General features: G+C 33.0%; 15 protein-coding genes and 2 pseudogenes. 10 read left to right on the top strand and 7 right to left on the bottom strand.

The genetic code is table 11. From position 1 onward, the window contains the following. Window positions 1–514: 514 nt before the first annotated feature. Window positions 515–1,471 carry a hypothetical protein gene (locus BW942_RS18080; protein WP_000393975.1) on the top strand — a complete coding sequence of 319 codons (957 nt, stop codon included), beginning with the start codon at window positions 515–517 and terminating at the stop codon, window positions 1,469–1,471. Window positions 1,472–1,678: 207 nt separating this feature from the next. Beyond that, a complete protein-coding gene (locus tag BW942_RS18085; protein ID WP_000683633.1) occupies window positions 1,679–2,509 on the top strand; it encodes a WGR domain-containing protein in 831 nt (276 codons plus the stop codon). Window positions 2,510–3,022: 513 nt separating this feature from the next. Here BW942_RS18085 and BW942_RS21590 read toward each other — a convergent pair. The 3 genes from BW942_RS21590 to BW942_RS18100 form a co-directional block, all read right to left on the bottom strand. After that, complete coding sequence (locus BW942_RS21590; RefSeq protein ID WP_000259100.1) at window positions 3,023–3,592, bottom strand: hypothetical protein; 570 nt, start codon at window positions 3,590–3,592, stop codon at window positions 3,023–3,025. A gap of 209 nt (window positions 3,593–3,801) precedes the next feature. Continuing rightward, the gene (locus tag BW942_RS18095) at window positions 3,802–5,004 is read right to left on the bottom strand and encodes an SH3 domain-containing protein (RefSeq protein WP_017861730.1); all 1,203 of its coding nucleotides are present in this window, start codon (window positions 5,002–5,004) and stop codon (window positions 3,802–3,804) included. Then, a complete protein-coding gene (locus BW942_RS18100) occupies window positions 5,005–5,241 on the bottom strand; it encodes a hypothetical protein (protein WP_001037953.1) in 237 nt (78 codons plus the stop codon). A 524-nt stretch (window positions 5,242–5,765) separates the two neighbouring features. On the opposite strand from BW942_RS18100, the gene BW942_RS18105 reads away from it, so the two are divergent. The 5 genes and pseudogenes from BW942_RS18105 to BW942_RS18135 all read left to right on the top strand — a co-directional run bounded on the left by BW942_RS18105 (window position 5,766) and on the right by BW942_RS18135 (window position 11,244). After that, entirely contained in the window at window positions 5,766–7,022 is a 1,257-nt protein-coding gene (locus BW942_RS18105) for an adenylate/guanylate cyclase domain-containing protein (RefSeq protein WP_000449386.1), read from the top strand. Between the two features lie 215 nt (window positions 7,023–7,237). Continuing rightward, complete coding sequence (locus BW942_RS18110; RefSeq protein WP_000007737.1) at window positions 7,238–7,753, top strand: hypothetical protein; 516 nt, start codon at window positions 7,238–7,240, stop codon at window positions 7,751–7,753. A gap of 355 nt (window positions 7,754–8,108) precedes the next feature. Then, a pseudogene (locus BW942_RS22170) lies at window positions 8,109–9,281 on the top strand (ankyrin repeat domain-containing protein). A 659-nt stretch (window positions 9,282–9,940) separates the two neighbouring features. Continuing rightward, on the top strand, window positions 9,941–10,120 hold the full coding sequence (locus BW942_RS18130; protein ID WP_001072712.1) for a hypothetical protein: 180 nt from the start codon (window positions 9,941–9,943) through the stop codon (window positions 10,118–10,120). 701 nt (window positions 10,121–10,821) lie between these two features. Then, on the top strand, window positions 10,822–11,244 hold the full coding sequence (locus BW942_RS18135; protein WP_000911058.1) for a hypothetical protein: 423 nt from the start codon (window positions 10,822–10,824) through the stop codon (window positions 11,242–11,244). Between the two features lie 102 nt (window positions 11,245–11,346). On the opposite strand, the gene sph is transcribed toward BW942_RS18135, so the two are convergent. The 4 genes from sph to BW942_RS18155 all read right to left on the bottom strand — a co-directional run bounded on the left by sph (window position 11,347) and on the right by BW942_RS18155 (window position 15,654). Beyond that, window positions 11,347–12,066, bottom strand: a complete 720-nt coding sequence (gene sph / locus BW942_RS18140; protein WP_000782164.1) for a sphingomyelinase — start codon at window positions 12,064–12,066, stop codon at window positions 11,347–11,349. Between the two features lie 342 nt (window positions 12,067–12,408). Beyond that, on the bottom strand, window positions 12,409–13,179 hold the full coding sequence (gene murI, locus BW942_RS18145; RefSeq protein WP_000662657.1) for a glutamate racemase: 771 nt from the start codon (window positions 13,177–13,179) through the stop codon (window positions 12,409–12,411). A gap of 32 nt (window positions 13,180–13,211) precedes the next feature. Further along, entirely contained in the window at window positions 13,212–14,516 is a 1,305-nt protein-coding gene (locus BW942_RS18150; RefSeq protein WP_001253859.1) for a pyridoxal phosphate-dependent aminotransferase, read from the bottom strand. Between the two features lie 40 nt (window positions 14,517–14,556). Then, the gene (locus tag BW942_RS18155) at window positions 14,557–15,654 is read right to left on the bottom strand and encodes a S1C family serine protease (protein ID WP_001976240.1); all 1,098 of its coding nucleotides are present in this window, start codon (window positions 15,652–15,654) and stop codon (window positions 14,557–14,559) included. Here BW942_RS18155 and BW942_RS18160 point away from each other — a divergent pair. From BW942_RS18160 to BW942_RS18170, 3 genes and pseudogenes are all read left to right on the top strand, one after another. Then, window positions 15,653–16,759 (top strand): aminopeptidase, encoded by a 1,107-nt coding sequence (locus tag BW942_RS18160; protein WP_000892858.1) that lies wholly within the window; start codon window positions 15,653–15,655, stop codon window positions 16,757–16,759. The two genes, BW942_RS18155 and BW942_RS18160, sit on opposite strands and share 2 nt — an antisense overlap. Before the next feature lie 26 nt (window positions 16,760–16,785). Beyond that, window positions 16,786–17,163: a DUF4087 domain-containing protein gene (locus tag BW942_RS18165; protein ID WP_000932549.1), complete on the top strand. Its 378-nt coding sequence runs from the start codon at window positions 16,786–16,788 to the stop codon at window positions 17,161–17,163. Between the two features lie 27 nt (window positions 17,164–17,190). Further along, a pseudogene (locus BW942_RS18170) lies at window positions 17,191–18,087 on the top strand (glycoside hydrolase family protein); the annotation flags it as partial. Window positions 18,088–19,028: the final 941 nt, after the last annotated feature.

Raw genomic sequence — 19,028 nt, forward strand, 5'->3', positions numbered from 1 at the left:
AGTCCGAAATGTTTATTGAACTGGTGGAGATTTGATATAAAACAAAAAAGAAATATATTTCTCCTTGATAATTTTAAAACGAACTAAAAACCATTTCATTGAAATGAACATAGGTTCGGTCTAAGAAAATCGTTTTATAAAATCTGATTTTTCCATAGAAAATAAATTTGGAACTTCCGAACTCAAATTATAAAAAATGAATGTTTTAAAATTTATAATACGACTTAATCTGTGGGAACTCTCACAAATTTATATTTTAAGGTGAATTCTACTATGGTTCACTTTTTTGAAAAAAGTTGGAATCTAAACTTTACAGATCGATTCCTAAAATGTGGAAACTCTCACAAATCAAGACTTCACGAACAAATCCTAAAATTGTAAGAACTCATACTTTTAGAAAATTCTTTCTCATACCGAACTTACGTTAAATTAGGAAACAGATCCCCCATCCGTTTTTCTTAAAGAAAAACGAATTGCAGAATTCGAAGATCGTTTAAAGTATGCAAACATTCTAATGGAATTCGAAATTAACTTGTTCATTCAAATCCGAACAAAACAACCCCTATCACTTTGTAAAAAATGGAAATCAAATCGTTTAAAAACTGAGTTGCTTATGAAAAAAAGAATCACCTTCGTTGCCGTCATTTTACTTTTGAACTACTGCGTTTCGATCCCGAATTACCAGTTATCCTCAAACGTGCCGCAAATTGAGAAAAATCGCGAAGCAAAATTGATTTCGGCTTTTTTCGGTTTAGATAACTCTTTACCATGGCGCTCGTTTTTACTGTGGAGAAACGCACCCGGAAAGGATGGAATGCCACTCGTTTTCTCGCACGAGATCGATCCTACGACGGTAGACCTTTCTGACTTTCAGATCACTACTAAAAAAGGAGAAATTTTTTATCCCCTATTCGCCACATTCGTACCTTCGTTAGAGCAGTTCGAATTGCGTACCATTTTGTTGATCGGTCAATTTGGCGATCACCCAGATAACGAACCTAACGAAGTAGTCATCGTAGGGGAACTCAAAAGCCGAGATGGGCAAAATTTAATCGGACAAAAAATCCAAGTCACTCCTTTAACCGCTGGGCCTTTTATCAGTTATGCAGAATATTTTAGATTCGAAGATTCATATCCTTATAACACTTCTGTACACGGTGCAGATTGCCCACTACTTGAAACAACGGTAGTAGTAAGAACCGTGTGGGCCGGAGGTGTTCGAGCAATCGATGGTCAAGAGTTAGGTGATAGAGAGCTGAAAAAATTCAAAATCGAAATGATCTCCGGAAGTGAAACCTTTACAGTATCTCCGTTTAAAATCGCAGACATAGACGACAATGATAATAATATCGATCTGTGTATCGCCGAACAAGGAATTCCAAAGTCAGTAGAAGTGGATGCGGATACAGTTATCGATCCCAGAGGAGATCGAAATCCTATTACAAAAATGGAAATTTTGAGCCGTTGGTAATATTTTACCTCGATTACTTTTCGGATCGATCTATGGAATTCAATTTAGAATACGAACCCATAGGTTTAGAAAATTCAGTTCAAATAAAAAATCTTTGTGAGAAATTTGGAAAGAACAAATCATGATTCATTTTTTTTAGATTAAAATAAGTCTCACTTAAAAGATAACAAGTATATAAATATTCGTTCATCTTTAATAGGAAAAATCATGAAACACTACTTAACCTTCCAAGACGATAAATCAGATAAATTCTGGCAGATAGAAGTTTCCGAAGATTCATTTACAGTAACCTACGGAAAAACCGGTTCTTCTGGTCAAGTACAAACTAAAACCTTTGACGACGAAGAAACCTGTCTTAAAGAAGCAAAAAAACTTCTCTCTGAAAAATTAAAAAAAGGTTATATAGAAGCAAACGCTCCCGCTCCACCAAAAGGTAGAGCCAGAGAAGAAATTGAAGAAACCGTAGAAGAATTAAAAACTGCAGTTTCTCAGTTACCTGAATTAGCTCCGTTTTTAGAAAAATTATCCGCACTTCCTTGGGACGAATACGAAAAACAATTATTTCATAATGTTGTGGAAGCGTTTGAAAGCGCAAAAGAAGAAATGGAAGACGAAGAAGAAAGACTAATCGGTTTTGTAGCGGAATGTAGTAATCAAAACTTTAGAGAATATGGAATCGATTGCAGCGAATTTTATTTTGGCGTCGGAGATGAAGACGAATACTTCGAAGAAGGACCAACCTTAGGAGGATTTTCTTTACACGAGCCTGGAAAAATTATGGCCGACGCCTACGACTCGTTAGGTTATCAAGACAAAGGATATAGGCTACTTAAAAATTATATTTGGAATTTAGTGGCTAGAACGATGGGACGTGCCGTTTCTCTTGCAGTAAAAGATAAGTCTTTTAAAAAATTAAAAACCGTAAAAAACTTTAAAGTGTATGTATGTGAACACGACGGTTGGGCTTGTTCTATGGACCCAGAAGGTCTAGTTTTTGGCAAACTCGAGGAAGAAAATGAAGAAGAAGACGAAGATTAAATCGTTCATCGTATCCAAGATGAGAAGGCTTTTATAACTTTACTAGAGGCTGTCTCAAAAATAGATTAGAATAGAGTTGTTGAAAAATTAATTCGCCATCGATTTCCGTTGTATGGAAACTGTCGATTGAAGTAGTTTTGTTAAACTCCACTATAGAATTTTTCAACAACTCTAATAATCTTTAAAAAATATAAGAACCTGTCCCCAAAAAAAACTCAATGCCCACTGCTCTCTATGGTCGCAGCGCAGGAACAGGTTCTTGCAACTTGGTCTTTCCGATAAAGTAGAAAACACAACGCTCTTTATGAATCGCTCGGCAGATTTTGGGACACACTGTAAAGTATTTTTGAAATGGCTTTAAGCGAAAATTAGCTTAAAACCAAAAATTACGCTTAAATTCAATATACTTTATAGAGTAAGTAAGTCTCACGAGTTCGTCTAAAAAACAATTTTTTACTAAAATTCACAGCACTACATTATCATGATAAAATAAAAATTGTATAAAGACGTGACCTACATATTTAGATAGAACTCCATACAATTACCGTCCAACCAAACATATTGATAACTTCTACGGAAAAGAACACTTGATTCCTTCAAAAACTTTTCTATCTCCTGAATCGGAAAGTGTTTCCAGCGTAAGTATTCACTTCGAGTCAAAACCGTTTCGAACAATTTTTCGTTTTCAGCCCACCATTCATACCAATTCCGAATCCATTTTTCTCCTTCGATCAAAGATTTAAAATAAGGAATATAAAGTTGAAATAGTTTTTTTACTTGGGACAAATCCAATTGACTTAGATCGATCGGTGGGATCGAATTTGGCGCGGGCCTTTCCCATCCACCTACTCGTTTAAAAAACGTAATGGGCTCTTTTTGAATTTGATTTATAGAAATCCGGCAAGCGTGTAATTTATCATTTTCAGCATGATAAAAAAAAAGTTCATAACCTGCAATCGTTCTATCATCGTAAAAACTTATAAATCCGACATAGGTATATCTTCTATGTTGTTGAAATGTATCAAATGGTTTTATTACCTCGTATTCAGCCCCGGTATCTAATGGAACATTTACGGTTACCATATGGTTATAGTTAACCTAATTGATTCTTAAACCAATGTATATCTTTTCTAAAATAGATTCTGAAAATACTGGTTCATTAATATATTTTGTAGAACTTTTATAAAATAAATTTTTCATTGAATGATAGTAGTCAAACGAAGGTTTCATACAAAAATTTATTAAGAAGATTATCATATTTAGATTTTATCAACGTTCCCTTTACACAAAATCTAACAAGCATCCCCGCCCGTTAAAAACATAGGTTCAACCTTATCATTTTTAACTTTAGAGAACTCGTTTACAAAACCATCATATCCATTGTGATGCCAAATCAAAATCGGAGCTCCGTCTTCGTCCAAGTCAAAAGCATCTATAAAATGATACTTCCCACCATAAAAGGCCTGCCCGTTGTGCAACACTTCAAATTTTTCGAATATCTTTTTTCCCAGACTTTCGTTTTCTAATTCGTAAATAGAAGTATGATATGATTTTTCTTCCGCTTTGATTTGGATAGAATATCGAACTACAACGTATTCTTTTTTTGGAGAAACGATCCTATACAAATTCCCTTGTTTCAAAAACTTCAACTCTTCCGACTTAGGATGTTGTTTTTTAAAAAACGAATTTTCCGTCGATTCCAGAACTTTAGAAATTTTTTCAGAAGGAATAAATTTTTCCGAACGGACCTGATCGCTTATTTTAGAACCAAATATTCCAAATATAGAATATTTTAAAGTATTAATTTTTTTATAGGAATTTAAATTCCCTTTTAATACATCATATCCTTCAGCACAACCGGCTTTATCGTTTTTTTCAGGGATAAATTCTCCAGCGACGTTTATTTGTTCGTATACGATACCCTTCTCCTTTGTTTTAAGAATCTTTTTTTCTAAATAGAGGGTTTCCGCTTCGTATTCTCCGTATTCTCCCGGCCCTGCGGGAACCCATCCGTCATTCGTCCGAATCGCCAAAGATCGAAATCTAGAACCTTGTGTATCCGTATGAACCGAGCCAAAAAGTTTTGCATTTTCCAATTCTTCCGGAGATTTTTTACTTAAAAATTCCGTAGATACAAACCCCTTCGTTCCTGATTTTGTAAGTATTTCTACCCAACCATCAGAACTTGAATTTTCTTTTACAAAAACGGATTCCCCTTTTTCCAGTTGAAACAAGACTTTTCCATCTTTTGGCTTTTCTCTTACATTCAACTTGCCTTCTGAGATAAGAACGTATTTTTTAATTTGTTTCTCTTCTGCTATCCCCGAGCTAAAAAAAATAGAAAAAAACAATACGAATATTATAATTTTGTAAACATTTGAGCTCGCTTTATTTATTTTATATTTTGACGTATTCATCTCGTTTCCATTACGAATATTTTCTATTGTTTTTACTCTAAAATCCATGTAAACTTTTGACTTTCCTATAAATTTCATTCAACGTAATTTTAAATAAAAAAAAAGAAAGAACTTTTTCAAGCTCAGTGTTTCCAAAGATAATTTTACATTTTGCAAAAAAAAGAACTCACAATAAACAATACTCACTTTGAAACGTAAATTATACGTAAGAAAAATTGGGCGAATCCGGCGCTGCCGGACCGCGCTTTCAGCTCCGATGAACAAATTAAAAAATCGATTGAAAACAAAATCTTTTCCTAAATTCAATTTGTTCATCCCGCCTCAATCGCTTTCGCATTGAACTTGCATTAACCGATACTTAGTCACGATATTTATGAGTATTTGATTTTGAAGGTTTATTTCCAAGAAAGATCAATTTTTTTGTGTTTAGAGTTTAGAAGCGCATTCTGCAAGATACAAATTAATTAGATTTTGATCAATATACTGAAAATATAAAAATTACTGATCTCTATAAAATTGAATATCGTTAATTTTAATCACAAAGGACTGTTTTAATATTCAAATATTAGTATTTTATGTAGTAAAACTGAAATTGTCATCTGATTCCACAAACTAAAGTGAGTAAAATTACGTATATAGAAATGATTTATTTAAACACATAGTAATTCTATTCTCAAAAAATCAAAACAGCACTGTAACGAAAATCACCCTGACATCTAAAATTTTTTCTAAACACTGAAACAAAATCTATAAATACAATGACCGAAATCGATTTAAAGTTTTTTCGTAAAATTAAAAAGCTGGAAGTCTAAAAGGAAATTATTTACTCAGTAAAACAAATGGAAACGTTACGTAATTTAATCTCATACGAACTGGCTCGTTACTTTTATCATCATCTAATGGAAGAACTTTCCAAACCGGAACCACTTCAAATACAGATCGGTTACGACGGTAAAACTTCGAGAGAAGCCAATCGTGACATCTTATCCAGACTTTCTACTGAATTTCCAAAAATAGAACAAACCGAAGGACCACCTTTTAATTTAATTCGAGAATGGGCAAAAAGAAATCGATTCTTCTTTCACTACGACGAATATAATTTTGACCGTTATAATAGACTTTATATAGAACGTTTATTAGCACTTCGTAATAATACACTCGAAACCAATTCTCGTTTTAAAGAAGCAACTTTAAATAATTTTAGGCAATTTGATTATAATAGAACCGGGTTTTCCATTTCCTTTTTGATCCGAGTAGAAAATAATATGCGAGAATTAATGCGAGAAATCATTTTCACAATTCCTAATATAGATTACAACGAAGCCTGGCAAATCATATTCGAACAAAGCAAAGACTATCAAGAAAATGTAAATGAAATTTTTGAAAAGAGACTTCAAGACGCTAGAGATGAATCCGATCGATTATTACACAATATTCTTCCAGTTTCCATTGCAGCCGAACTTAAAAAAAACAATCGAGTGAGTCCCGTCTACATAAATTCAGCTACGGTTTTATTTACCGATTTTAAGGGATTTACACAAATCTCAGAAAGTATGTCTCCCGAAGAATTGATTTCCAATCTAGACGAATGTTTTTCGTTATTTGATCAGATTTGTGCAGATCACGGTCTCGAAAAAATCAAAACAATTGGAGACAGCTTTATGTGCGTTGGCGGAGTTCCAGAAGTAAATCGTACTCACGTTTTTGACGTGGCTCTTGCAGCTCTCAAGATGTGCGACGCAATTCAAAAACTCAAAGAGGAAAAAAATAAAAACGGAATTTCCTATTGGGATGTTCGGATTGGATTTCATACAGGTCCAGTTGCAGCGGGGGTAATTGGTAAAAATAAATTTAGTTACGATATTTGGGGAGATACGGTAAATATTGCAAGTCGAATGGAATCATCCGGAGAGCCAGGTAAAATTAATGTTTCAGAAGAAAGCTACAAACTTCTAAGTCCATTTTTTACTTTCACATCCAGAGGTAAAATTGCCGCAAAAAATAAAGGAGAGATCTCAATGTATTTCTTAGAAGGATTAAAACCTGAATTCGGAACCGCCCAATCACATAACATCGATTTTGTGTTATTAAATTAAGATAATAGAGTTGTTGAAAAATTAATTTTTGATTTGTTTCTGTTGAATTGAAATGGACAATTGAAGCAATTTTGCGAATCTTCATTATAAAATTTTTCAACAACTCTAATAAATAAGAATATTAAAATTAGAATTTACTAAAGTTTTTTTATAATTTTTATACAACTATGGTTTATACTTCAAACCTCTAAAATGATTTATCAATTTAATATTCTATGTCTTTTTTTCGGTGTATTACTGGTATCATTATCATGAATATCGAAAAATTCAAAAGTGATAACTTATCCAAATATCTGATTGGGAAATTATCCGAAGAAAAACCAGACTGGCTTTCAGAAATTAATTTTAAAAAAAATGAGGGGGAAGACTCGTATTTTATAGACATAGATTTAAAATTTCTATCGAAAGGTTTCCAAACATTTTTATTAACTACCGAAAGAGATGAATTATCCGTTTTTATGGACTTTTTCCATACACATTTTTACGGAGATTACGACGAAATGTATCAAGAAGCGATCCGTTTTATACAAGATATAACTGAAGAAAAACTCATAACCGTAAGCGCATCCGTAAACGATGAGAAATGGTTTTATTCCACTTGTATAAAACCAATCGAAATTGAAAAAGAAATAAACGATATACTTTTAAAAAAATCACATTCAAAAATAATAATTCAATCTTGTCTAAACACGTTCAATCGAACTATCCATGAAATCAGTGAAAAATCATAAAAAGTGCTTTTTTAGCGTCATGAACGAAATAGGAAAATTTGGATAAAAATGGTTCTTGAAATTAGATTTCAAAAATAAAAAATGTAAGCACTCAGTTAGTATATTATAAACTTTGAAAAAACGAGGATTTTCAAAAACATGAACTTACTACTCGGACGCATGAAAATAGTACCAAGTTATTAACGGCCTGCCTAATTTACGAAAAAATAGTGGTATTTAAAAAATATCGCAAATTCGGAATTTACGTCATTTTAAAGCAAGACCAAAATATTCAAATTTTTGAAACAATTTAACACAAGTATTCTATTCATGCGTCCAAGTAGTAAAAAGATCTAAAAACCATTTTCCAGAACAAATTTTAGCAATCAGTTACGATGAAATTCAAAATTCTTTAGGACGAGAGTTCTCGATCCTTTCGAGTTGGTGTAAAAAAGAATACGGTAAATTTACACAATTTCTAAATTCTGGAAATTTGAAAAAAGCAAAAGAGACTGGAAGTTTTTATTTCTCGCAAAGACGATTTTATCAAAGTATTAAAGGCGGGAAAAAAAGATACAAAAGCCGAAGAATTTGTTGGAGATTCGTTTTCGTTGGCCATTCTTTTAAAAGATTATAATTGCATAAATTCTAATATATTTTTTCAGAAAGCACGTTATTACGGAGCAACCGATCATAAAGAGGAAATGTTAAATTCAATCCGAGATTGTTTAATCATGGGTTTATCAAAAAATCGCTTTTTACAAGATAAGGATTTCCAACATTTTATTCAAGATTCTAATTTTATACAAACTCTGAAGAAATATCATACAATCAATAACGAGGTTCAAAAAGTGATAGAAACCATAGACATTCAAACTTTTGAAAATATTCTCTCTTCGATCCCTTCTTTTTTATCCATGCAAATCTTAACTCCCAAAGGTTTTGGCGCCTTTGTTCCGCAAGGCCGCGGCTTGGTATTTGTGTCAAAAATCAGATCGATATGATGCAAAAAATTATCCAAAGAACACCTAACGTAATTATAGGCGAATGTCTTGTAAATTTGGCTTCCGAAAACGAATATTTAGAACCGTTCTCTTTTATTTTAGAATGTGGTGCTAATCCCAATACTCAAGATAAAGAAGGATACACCGCTTTAGGTAGAGCGAAAGGAAACGGTTGTGGACAAATTATAGCTTATTTGACAAAAAGCGACAAAAAACTTCCATCAAAACTTGTGAAGGCAATCGAAGAAGGAATTCAAAAATTCTCCATCGAACACGGAAATAAACCCGTAGCCGTTTTCGCAATTGAAGACGGAATTTTATCTTTTGGATTAGAAGGAGAAGATCCAAACAATTCAAGTTCTTGGAAATATCAAGGGTTTTATGAACTTCCAGAAGAAGCTTTTGATTTAGACGTTTACGAAGCGGGTGAGATAAATCCAGATTCATTCAATCAAATATTAGATAATTTGAATCAAAAAGATATCTTTAATAAACTCAATAAAACTGAAAATTTTAAATATCTTTTTTTAAGACACATTCATTAAGTTTTGGTGTTTTACCAATTCCTATATAATGAAACATCATAAATTTTAAACGCTTTATTATATAATAGCCCAATTTTATTTTAGAGCTTGCTTCAAAATGTGGAACTCATACGATATTTTAAACTGCTTGAAAGTTTGTAAATGTGAGGGTTTTTGTAGGAATTAATACATTTTATTAAAAATTTCCAAAGAATTATCACGTAAATTCTTTGAGGTTTTGGGACAAGATTTTAATTATTTTACTCGAGAATTCTTAAGAAATAGAATAGAGTTGTTGAAAAATTCCATAGCAACAATTAACAAAACGCTTCAATCGACCGTTTCCATACAACGAAAACCCCTAGAGAATTAATTTTTCAACAATTCTAATGATTTTAACACTGATTGATTGTCTTCTTAAATGAAATTTAAAACTTTTCACAAACATTTTTAAAGATTCAAATTCTATAAGCTCAATTTTATTACAAAGAAATAAAGTAAACTTTTTAAGTGTCAGTGATTTATATAATAAAATTCGCAAGTATATTTTTTTATAGAAAAAAAATCTAAGTACTTTTCAAAATTTATAGACTTCTATAATGTATTCAACAGAATAACTTTATTAATTCTCTTAACAATCATACCTATAATTCAATAAAACTATATAATTTAACTTTAATATGAACCAACTGCCCTTTCCAGGAAATGAAGTAAACTCAGAACATATACTTTATAAAAAAATAGATTTTATAATAGAAAACATTAAAAAAATACATATAGAACAGAAATCAACCGGGAACTCGCAATTCAATTTCTGGAAAAACCAAGGTATTATCTTTTATCAGTACATCCAATTTTAACTTTTAAAAATAAAATATTCGATGTTCATCAAAAAGAAATTCAAAGTTTTATAATGGAAAATTTTAATATAGATCAAATGGAAGGAAAGGATATAATTATCCTAGACAAAAAACTAACACCAATTTTAGTCGGAAACCACGACGGCCAAATCTTTTTGATAAATTGACATTTATACCTCAAGAACTGAATTTTGTAAGATAAAAATATTTAAATCCGTCACAATATAAATCAAAAGGATCATTTTTGATCTTATAAAATTTATATTTAAATAATACCTTAAATTATAAAATTCTAATTAAGTATTTTTTAACACAGTATAAATTTTTATTTTTAAAATCAATTCTCTATAAAATACAAAACCAATTACTTTTACATTCTATATCTGTAGAATGTAAATGCTCTCAAAGGTTTTTCTATAGTTTATAAGAGGATACAGCTTCAGTCAAACTATAAAATTTTCGTTAGATTTGTCTTAAAAAACGAATGTTTTAATTTATGAAACAGTAAGCAATGCTCACTTTATTAAGTCTTAATAAATATAAGTGAGCACTACTTTTATACTTTATAATTAGAATCAACTGAAGCTTTTATAAAAGTAGATTAAAAGTTTTGACAGTAAGCGAATCTAAGTGTTTTTTTTAAAAAAAGTAATGGTCACTTACCTTTCTTAAAAAATGAGTGATCAACTACGAGGAAATCTATGTTAAAATTTCACGCCGAAAAATCTCTTCCACTTTTGTTTACGATGGGTTTTACACTTCATTTAATTAACCTGGCTCATTATCTACGCGATGGAAAAGCCGATCCGGGCCAAGTTATGACTCCGATTGTTGATATAGGATTGTCTGTAGTAATGCTCTACAGTGCATTCGCTCTCATTTGGGAACATAAGATATTTTTTAAAGTATACGGATTTACAAATAAATTAGGTCATAAAATTGGTTATTGGTTTATAACAACTTATGTAACGGCAAGTATTCCTGGTCACGTATATTATATCATAACCGCGGATGGTTCCTATTTTGAAAGTTTCGGTTGGTGGTTTAGCCCAATCATCATGACAGTTTATGTATCTATGATTGGATTTCTCTATAGTTTAAAACCTGTGGACTCAAAAAACTAAATACATTCCCTCTTTCGCCAATATATTAAAATAGAAAATAAAGAAGAGATGAAAATATTCAACTCTTCTTTATTTCATAATATTCTAAAATTATTATTCTTTTTATTCCTCAGGGCCTTCATTCAATTGAACATAAAAATATCCTCTCTGAACCTTAGGAAATTTATACCAAAGAAAAAGATACTCATTCCAGCTGCCTCCATCCCAATCTATGACAAAATAATCATCCTGAGTTATAGTATCATAATCCGAAAATAAGACTCTATCTCCTGATTCCAAACAGCCGCTGACTTTTAAAACGTAAATTTGAAGTTTGTTAGAACCATCTTTATATTTAGGATAATAGGCGTAATTACCCGCACCTCCTCCAAGCCACCAATTCCAATAATAATTTCGATACGCAGTAGGCTCAACCCGGATAGGGCCGCCTTTGATACAATCTGGATCTTTTCCATCCTGATATAAAGTGAACGTCGTAAAATCCGTGTTACTCGAAGCATTCACTCTTAACCATCCGTCAGGTCGTTCAGGATCTGCTTGGATTTTTTTTCCGGTTACTTGAGATGTAAAAGTAACCCAGCCGTATTTTCGTGTCGTTTTAGACTTTGCAATAGATTTATCGTTTCTTAATATTATACCTTGATTTTTTGGAAGAGAAAGCAAAGATAAAAATAAATTATTTTCAGAAGACTGTGAATCAGGTAAACAATCGAAAAAAAATAAAATAATAAACAGACAACAACATCTGAAAAATTTAGAGCCTTTCAATTGATTCCATGTTTTAACTTTTTCTTTTCGCAAAATATTTTGTATCATTTTCATATATCTCTATTCAAAATTTTTATATATCTTAGTATATAATTTGAAAAAGAGATTAGAGTCAAGTTAGGACAAAATACCCTATCTAAACAAAAATTTAATATAATAAATCTTAGCCAAAAATTAGAAACGATAGTTTCAAAACGAACTCTAATAAAAATTAGGAAATATAAAATTAAAATATAATTCAAATAAAAGTTAAAAATAATAATAGAACTTTGAGGCTAAATTTCTCTTTTTATTATAGAGCGATTTTTTTTATTAGAATTGTTTTGAAAAATTCATTCTACGTCTATTTCTATTTTATGGGAACGATAGTTTTGTTAATCTGAACTTTCAATAACTTTATTCTTTCAAAGATAAAAGCTTGGAAGCCAGCCTAAAATGAAACTCTTTCTCGCTATTCAAAATCAATTTATAGATAGACCGATTGTTTTGACTTCCATTTAAAATAACTCTTGGAACTTGCAAAGAATTTAATAAATGTTTGATAGTCCCTGAATTTCCGTCATAAATTTTTACATTAGGAAAGTTTTTTAGAATAATCTGTTTTAGAAAAACATAATGTGTACAACCTAATACTAAATTCTCCACATCCTGCTCTTGCAGATTTGCTAAAATAGGTCGGAGATATTTTTCGGCTTTGTCAAAATCCCCCTGATCCACAAGTCCAGCCAAGCCGGGACAAGAAATAGAAAGCACCAACTCCTCCGCCTTTAGTTCGGATTTTAACCTCTGTAATTTTTCTTCTCTTTGTGTAACCGGAGTGGCAAGTAGTGCCACCTTCTTTCCTGGGTTTTGTAAAATTGCAGGTTTGATTGCAGGTTCCATTCCAAAAATAGGAATCGAAAATTCCTTTCTAAGAGTTTGTGCGGCTGCGGAAGTTGCAGTATTACAAGCGAGCAAAATCGCACTTACGTTTTCCTTTTGTAAAAAATTACAAACGCTTCTGACGAGTTCTAAAACTTCAGAGGCGTCCTTTTCTCCGTAAGGACTGTTCTTTAGATCTCCGTAATATACAATTTCTAATTCCGAATCGTATTTTAAAAGTTCTTTCAGGACGGACAAACCGCCCATTCCAGAATCCATTAGACCGATCTTGAGCGGCTCTTTCAAATTCGAGTCCCCATTTTGATTTCAATTATACGTTAGGCGGAAGCGATATACTCGCCAATCTTATCCCGAAGCGTTTTGTAAATCCAATTGAATTTTTCCTCGTCTTCCTCTAACAACGTTACGCGAAATCCGTCTTTTAAAGTACAAAACGCTGATAAAGGAACCACACAAATACCGGTGGACGCAAGCAAATAATATACAAACCTTCTGTCGTTTGCCGCGGAAGCCAATAGAGGTTGGATAAATTCGTCCGCCTTTTTATTTTCAATTTCCAATTTCATGGAAGAATTTAAAACGTCGTCGTCAAAAGCGACCGTAAGATAAAAAGCCCCTTTTGGTTCTACTACCTTAACCCCTCTTAATTCTGCAAAATATTCCGTTGCTACGTGTGCGCGTTTTTTGAATTTTTCGTTTCTTCTTTTTAGATGAGGAATAAAATCAGGATGAGAATACACTTCCGGAATTGCCATCTGTGGCAAAGTAGTAGAACATACTTCGAGCATCTTTGCGTCTAACAACGATTTTACGTAACGACTAAAAACCGGATCTTTCTCTTTGTTAAATATTTCCAACCATCCACAACGTCCTCCAGGCCAGGGAAATTCTTTAGAAATAGATCTAAGCGCCATTCCGGGAACCTTATCCCCGATTACTTCCGAAAGATGAAGCGGACCGTGATCGGAATAATTTACGTGTGCATAAGTTTCGTCGCAAATTAACATCAGATCGTATTTTTCGCAGATCGCCACTATCTTCTTCATTAAGTTTTTATCATATACTGCACCGGTGGGATTATCTGGGTTAATCAGTAATATTCCAGCTATAGAATCATTGTATTTCACCTTGTTTTCCATATCTTCTAGATCCGGCATCCAATTGTGTTCCGGAAGTAAGTTATACGTTAGGTGTTCATAGCCGCTATGCGCCGCTTCCGCAGAAGAAATCGTAGAATACGCTGGACTTGGTCCTAATACTCTAGCTTCCCTTCTCATAAAACCGAAAATTTTTGCGACCGCGTCTCCCAGTCCGTTAAAAAATAAAAGATCGTCCGCTGAGATCTGAGCGCCTCCCCTTTCGTTCACTTTTTCTGCTAAGAACTTACGAGTTGGTTCATATCCTTGTGTGGCCGTATAAGCCCAGGACTTATCTTTTAAGATCAAATTGGAAACTATTTCTTTCATCCAATCTGGAATCGATTCTCCTTTTAAGATAGGATCTCCTATGTTTTCGTAAGTAATCTGAAGTCCCAGTGCCTCTAACTTTTTTGCGACGGCTACGATCTGTCTGATTTCATAAATTAGGGCGTCCGCTCCGCTGTGAACGATGTTTCTTCTCATCCGGTTTTCTCTTTTTCCTCTAAAAAATTCTTATCCATTTCTATTTCTGAATCAACTTTATCGAAAGTTCCTGCATCGATTTTTCCCGGTAGATACGTAGCTTGATCTTGCCCCCAAGTCCCACTATTCCAACCTGTTCGCGTAAATCATTAATATTTTTGATCGGAGTTCCATTCGCTTCCAGAATAAAATCGTAACGTCTTATTCCACCTAATTCCGCAGAAGACTGAGGATCCATATCATAAACGAGAACTCCATTCCAAGACTCCGGAATTCCCAAAGCAATTCTATGATCCGGAAGTGGGACAGTTGCCATCACCCCTAAAATCGCGGAACGAATATGTCTGCCTTGATTGGATTCTATCATTCGTATAATCTTCAAAGCATAGTTACTTGGAATCGCAAAACTAATGCCGGAGTTACGACCAGTTTCACTTCGAATCAATCGGTTAATTCCTATGACTTCTCCGTAGATGTTTAAAAGAGGTCCACCACTACTGCCTGGATTGATCATACTATCGGTTTGAATATGAGCTTGTCCCGTCTCATCTAAATCTTCTCTATATTTGGCAGAAACAACTCCTACACTAAAAGAACGTTCTAAACCAAAAGGAGAACCAATCGCTATCGCCCAGTCACCCACTTCGATCCGATCCGAATCTCCAAATACAACCGCACGCAATCCAGAACCTTCTCTGATTTTTAAAAGTGCAATATCGGCCCTTTCGTGACTTCCGATATATTTTGCGGGATGAATACTTCCGTTGGAAGTAATCACCTCTATACTTTCCGCGTCTTCGATCACGTGATAGTTCGTAACTATATAACCTTTTTCGTGAACAAAAAATCCGCTCCCAAAAGAAGCGAGTCTTTCGTTTCTAAAATCAAAATAGTGATAAGGACTTGTAATCGATTCACTTTTTTTTGTTCGAATGGAAACTACTGAATCCTTTGCAAGACGATAAACATTTCTAAAAGAATTTTGAATTTCGATCGCGTTCTTCTGTTCTCTAGGGCTGATTGGTTTTTTACCATAGAAAATAGAAGACAAGGAACAATCCTTCGGAAAGATTAGAATCAAAATTAAGACGGCTAAAAGAATTCCGTTAAAGACGGGGAGAGAACGTATCCATTCCATGTTAGAACCTAAATTCAATTTTTTTACTTCTATAAACAAACGTAAATCTAAAACCGCAATTCGATTCTATAACATTCTACTCTTAACCTTACTTTGTTTCACGTTCGAAAATTGTGTAAGCTATCTCTGGCATCTAGGAACGGGGCAACTAGACATTTTATTAAAGAGAAAATCAATTCAGTCCGTTCTACAAGACCCCAACACAAAAGAAGAACTAAAAATCAAATTACAAGAAGTCGAAACATTCCGAGAATACGGTATCAGAGAATTAGCGCTAAATCCTTCCGCGGGTTTTAAATCTTTTGTTCCATTGGATCGAAAAGAAATCGGTTGGCACGTAACCGCTTGTTATCCTCTCAAGTTGGAATCTTATACTTGGTGGTTTCCAATCGCCGGAACCGTTCCTTATAAAGGTTATTTTGATTTGGACAAGGCAAAGGAAGAAGAAAAAAAACTCAAAGAAAAAGGATTGGATACTAGAATTCGAATTACCGCGGGTTACTCCACTTTAGGTTGGTTTGAAGATCCTATTTTTTCTTCTCAGATAGAAGATACAAAACCTTATGAAGTCGCCTCTCTTGTATTTCACGAAATGGCGCACGCCACCGTTTATTTTCCGGGAGATTCTATCTTTAACGAAAGTTATGCGAGTTTTGTAGAAGAAGAAGGAACCTTTCATTTTTTAGAATCCATAGAAGGTAAAGATAGTCCGATCAAAAAAGAAATTCTTTTAAAAAAAGAAGAATCTCAAAAATTAAAAAAACTTTTGGTTTTCACTGCGGGCAAACTACGCGTGTTATACGATTCAGATCTAAACGACGAAAGAAAATTAGAAGATAAAAAAAGAATCCTGGAAGAATTTAAAAACTCTCTACTTGTTTCCAAAAAAGAATTCAAAACAATTCGTATAGAAAAATTGGCATCTAAAAATTGGAACAACGAAGATTTTGTAGGTTATCTTAGGTATCATTCTGGTTCGAGTTTTTTTTATAAAGAATTTGACAAAGCAGATCGTAATTTTTCAAAGTTTCAGGAAAGGATGAAAAGTCTTATTGATCTTTCAAATGAAGAACGTAAAAAATTACTTTTGTCCAATCACGAATAATAAAACTATAAGTTAATAAAGGTAGTATGTTAAACAAATTTTTAATCTTATTCATTTCAATTTTCATCTCTCCACTTTTTTCAAAACAAGATTCATTAGAAACACGCTGTGGATGGTTTCACAATCCATCGCCAGCTAACATTACTTTATATGATCGTGACGGCGAATGGATACTTGGCGTTCAAGGTGGCTACCAGTTAAAAGACGATTGGGAATGGCCAAAATTCAAACCCTCAGAATGGGTCAGTACAAATATACATTACGGCTATGGATGTATTTGTATGGATGCGGTCGTAAATCACAAAGATCATAAAGTTATTACAATCCAGACTTTAAGAACAAAACCATTGAAGTCCTGTAAAAAAGATCCTGCATTAAAAAAGTGGAAATCCGTTCTTCAGTAGAGTTGTTGAAAATCAAAACTCTACTTTATGAAAATATCAGACTTCAAAAAAATTAAATGGAAATTATATCCCCAAAATCCGATTCTCAAAAGTCCGTGTTTTACTCCTTTAATCGCAGATCCTTCGTTAATTTTAAACACCGAATCTCCGGATGGAAAGTTTCATCTTTTTTGTCATACCCTTTTTGGAATACATAGATACGAATCCAATAACGGGTTTAAATGGAATTCCGGTAAACTTTTATTTCGACACGGAATGAGGCCTTTTGTATATAAAGAAAATAATATATTCTATTTATTGTATGAACGATATACTCCGTTCCAGATCGTATTCTCTTGGTTTTCATCTTGGAAATGGAACTCACATATCGAAATACGCGCTTCAAAGGACCTAAAAACTTGGTCCTTTCCAAAAAAGATTTTAGAACCTTCTTTAAATTGGCACGTACATACAAGTTATGGTAAATCAATCGGAAACCCTTGTCTTGTAAAAATAGAGAATAATAAATATAGACTTTATTACAGCGCGTCTCTTAGTTTGATTCCAGACTGTGGATTTTGCGAACCTACGTACATCGGCGCCGCTGAGTCAGATGAAATTTTTGGACCCTACACATCCTTAAAAAATCCTTTAATCTTTCCCGATAATCCCAATCGTAACTTAGCCGCCGGATCCATCAAAGTTTTGAAGACCGAAAATGGTTTTGTAGGTTTTGAAAATTGTATCTATCAAAATTCTGATGGTCGTTCCGGTTCTTCGATTTATCTTTTAAATTCTACCGATGGAATTAAATGGGATTTTCTTTCTAAAGAACCGATCCTTTCTCCTTCAACCGGTTGGATGAAAAGTCATATTTACGCTATGGATGTTAAGTTTCATCCAATAGAAAAAAAATGGTTTCTCTACTTCAATGCTAGAAACGACTGACACTGGACCAAAGGAAAAGAAAAAATCGGACTATTAATCGGAGAACTTGAATCAAACATTTAAAACGTTAGTTGATATTTACACAAAAATCGTATTTTGATCTTAACCAAATCAATCCTCGTTTGATATATAATAAAAATTATATATACCCTCTTCAAATGATAAACCATTTAAATATCTTTTTTATTTACAAAAAATTTTATAAAATATTCCAAAAACTTCTCAAAACATAAAAACGTAGGAATTCTTACAAAGTAGGTCTTATACTCGTATAAAATAATACTAGAAATAAACGGGCGATTTTATCAAAGATTTAGAAGTTTTTAAAAATTACGTATGATCCGAAATTTTTGGCTTTTAAAGGAAATCCTAAATCTTTAAACAAGCTTGGCCTAGTATTAGAATTGTTGAAAAATTAATTCTCCATTTGTTTCTATTTTATGGGAATGGGCAATTGAAGCAGTTTTGTTAATCGGAACTAGGGAATTTTTCAACAACTCTATTATTTTCATGAGTTCAAGTAGTAACTACAGATTAAAAAAAATGTGAGAACTCTAGTTTTTTTAGAATCATTTTTTCTACACCGAATTCAGAGCTTATCCCAAATCTTAAACATCGACCTACAGAGCAACCCAGAAGAATCATAACCTTACCCACAAGTTAATAGGATTTTAGAATGAGAAGGATTAAAAACGTACATTTTTGAAGTGTTCCGACAAGAATGAGTCTTTTTACTTGCAAAAAGTATGTTTTTCTAATAAAGAAAACTTTTCCACCTCCTCCCCCACCCAAAAATAGGGAAAACTCAACACAACGGCTCTCTATGAATCGCGTTGACGAACTCAACACAACGCTCTCTCCTATGTTTCTTGTGTCAAGCCCTCCCGTTATTTTTTTTACATAAGACCATATTGAGTTAATTTTCGATTTAATATATT

It is taken from the genome of Leptospira interrogans (assembly GCF_900156205.1).
Taxonomy (GTDB): domain Bacteria; phylum Spirochaetota; class Leptospiria; order Leptospirales; family Leptospiraceae; genus Leptospira; species Leptospira interrogans.

Bases quoted from the DNA above. Each gene is read 5' to 3' on its own strand.
- BW942_RS18135 (WP_000911058.1), top strand. From the start codon at position 10,822: ATGTTAAAATTTCACGCCGAAAAATCTCTTCCACTTTTGTTTACGATG.
- BW942_RS18155 (WP_001976240.1), bottom strand. From the start codon at position 15,654: ATGGAATGGATACGTTCTCTCCCCGTCTTTAACGGAATTCTTTTAGCC.
- sph (WP_000782164.1), bottom strand. From the start codon at position 12,066: ATGAAAATGATACAAAATATTTTGCGAAAAGAAAAAGTTAAAACATGG.
- BW942_RS18150 (WP_001253859.1), bottom strand. From the start codon at position 14,516: ATGAGAAGAAACATCGTTCACAGCGGAGCGGACGCCCTAATTTATGAA.
- BW942_RS21590 (WP_000259100.1), bottom strand. From the start codon at position 3,592: ATGGTAACCGTAAATGTTCCATTAGATACCGGGGCTGAATACGAGGTA.
- BW942_RS18105 (WP_000449386.1), top strand. From the start codon at position 5,766: ATGGAAACGTTACGTAATTTAATCTCATACGAACTGGCTCGTTACTTT.
- BW942_RS18130 (WP_001072712.1), top strand. From the start codon at position 9,941: ATGAACCAACTGCCCTTTCCAGGAAATGAAGTAAACTCAGAACATATA.
- BW942_RS18100 (WP_001037953.1), bottom strand. From the start codon at position 5,241: ATGAACAAATTGAATTTAGGAAAAGATTTTGTTTTCAATCGATTTTTT.
- BW942_RS18165 (WP_000932549.1), top strand. From the start codon at position 16,786: ATGTTAAACAAATTTTTAATCTTATTCATTTCAATTTTCATCTCTCCA.
- BW942_RS18085 (WP_000683633.1), top strand. From the start codon at position 1,679: ATGAAACACTACTTAACCTTCCAAGACGATAAATCAGATAAATTCTGG.
- BW942_RS18095 (WP_017861730.1), bottom strand. From the start codon at position 5,004: ATGAAATTTATAGGAAAGTCAAAAGTTTACATGGATTTTAGAGTAAAA.
- BW942_RS18080 (WP_000393975.1), top strand. From the start codon at position 515: ATGGAATTCGAAATTAACTTGTTCATTCAAATCCGAACAAAACAACCC.
- BW942_RS18160 (WP_000892858.1), top strand. From the start codon at position 15,653: ATGTTAGAACCTAAATTCAATTTTTTTACTTCTATAAACAAACGTAAA.
- BW942_RS18110 (WP_000007737.1), top strand. From the start codon at position 7,238: ATGTCTTTTTTTCGGTGTATTACTGGTATCATTATCATGAATATCGAA.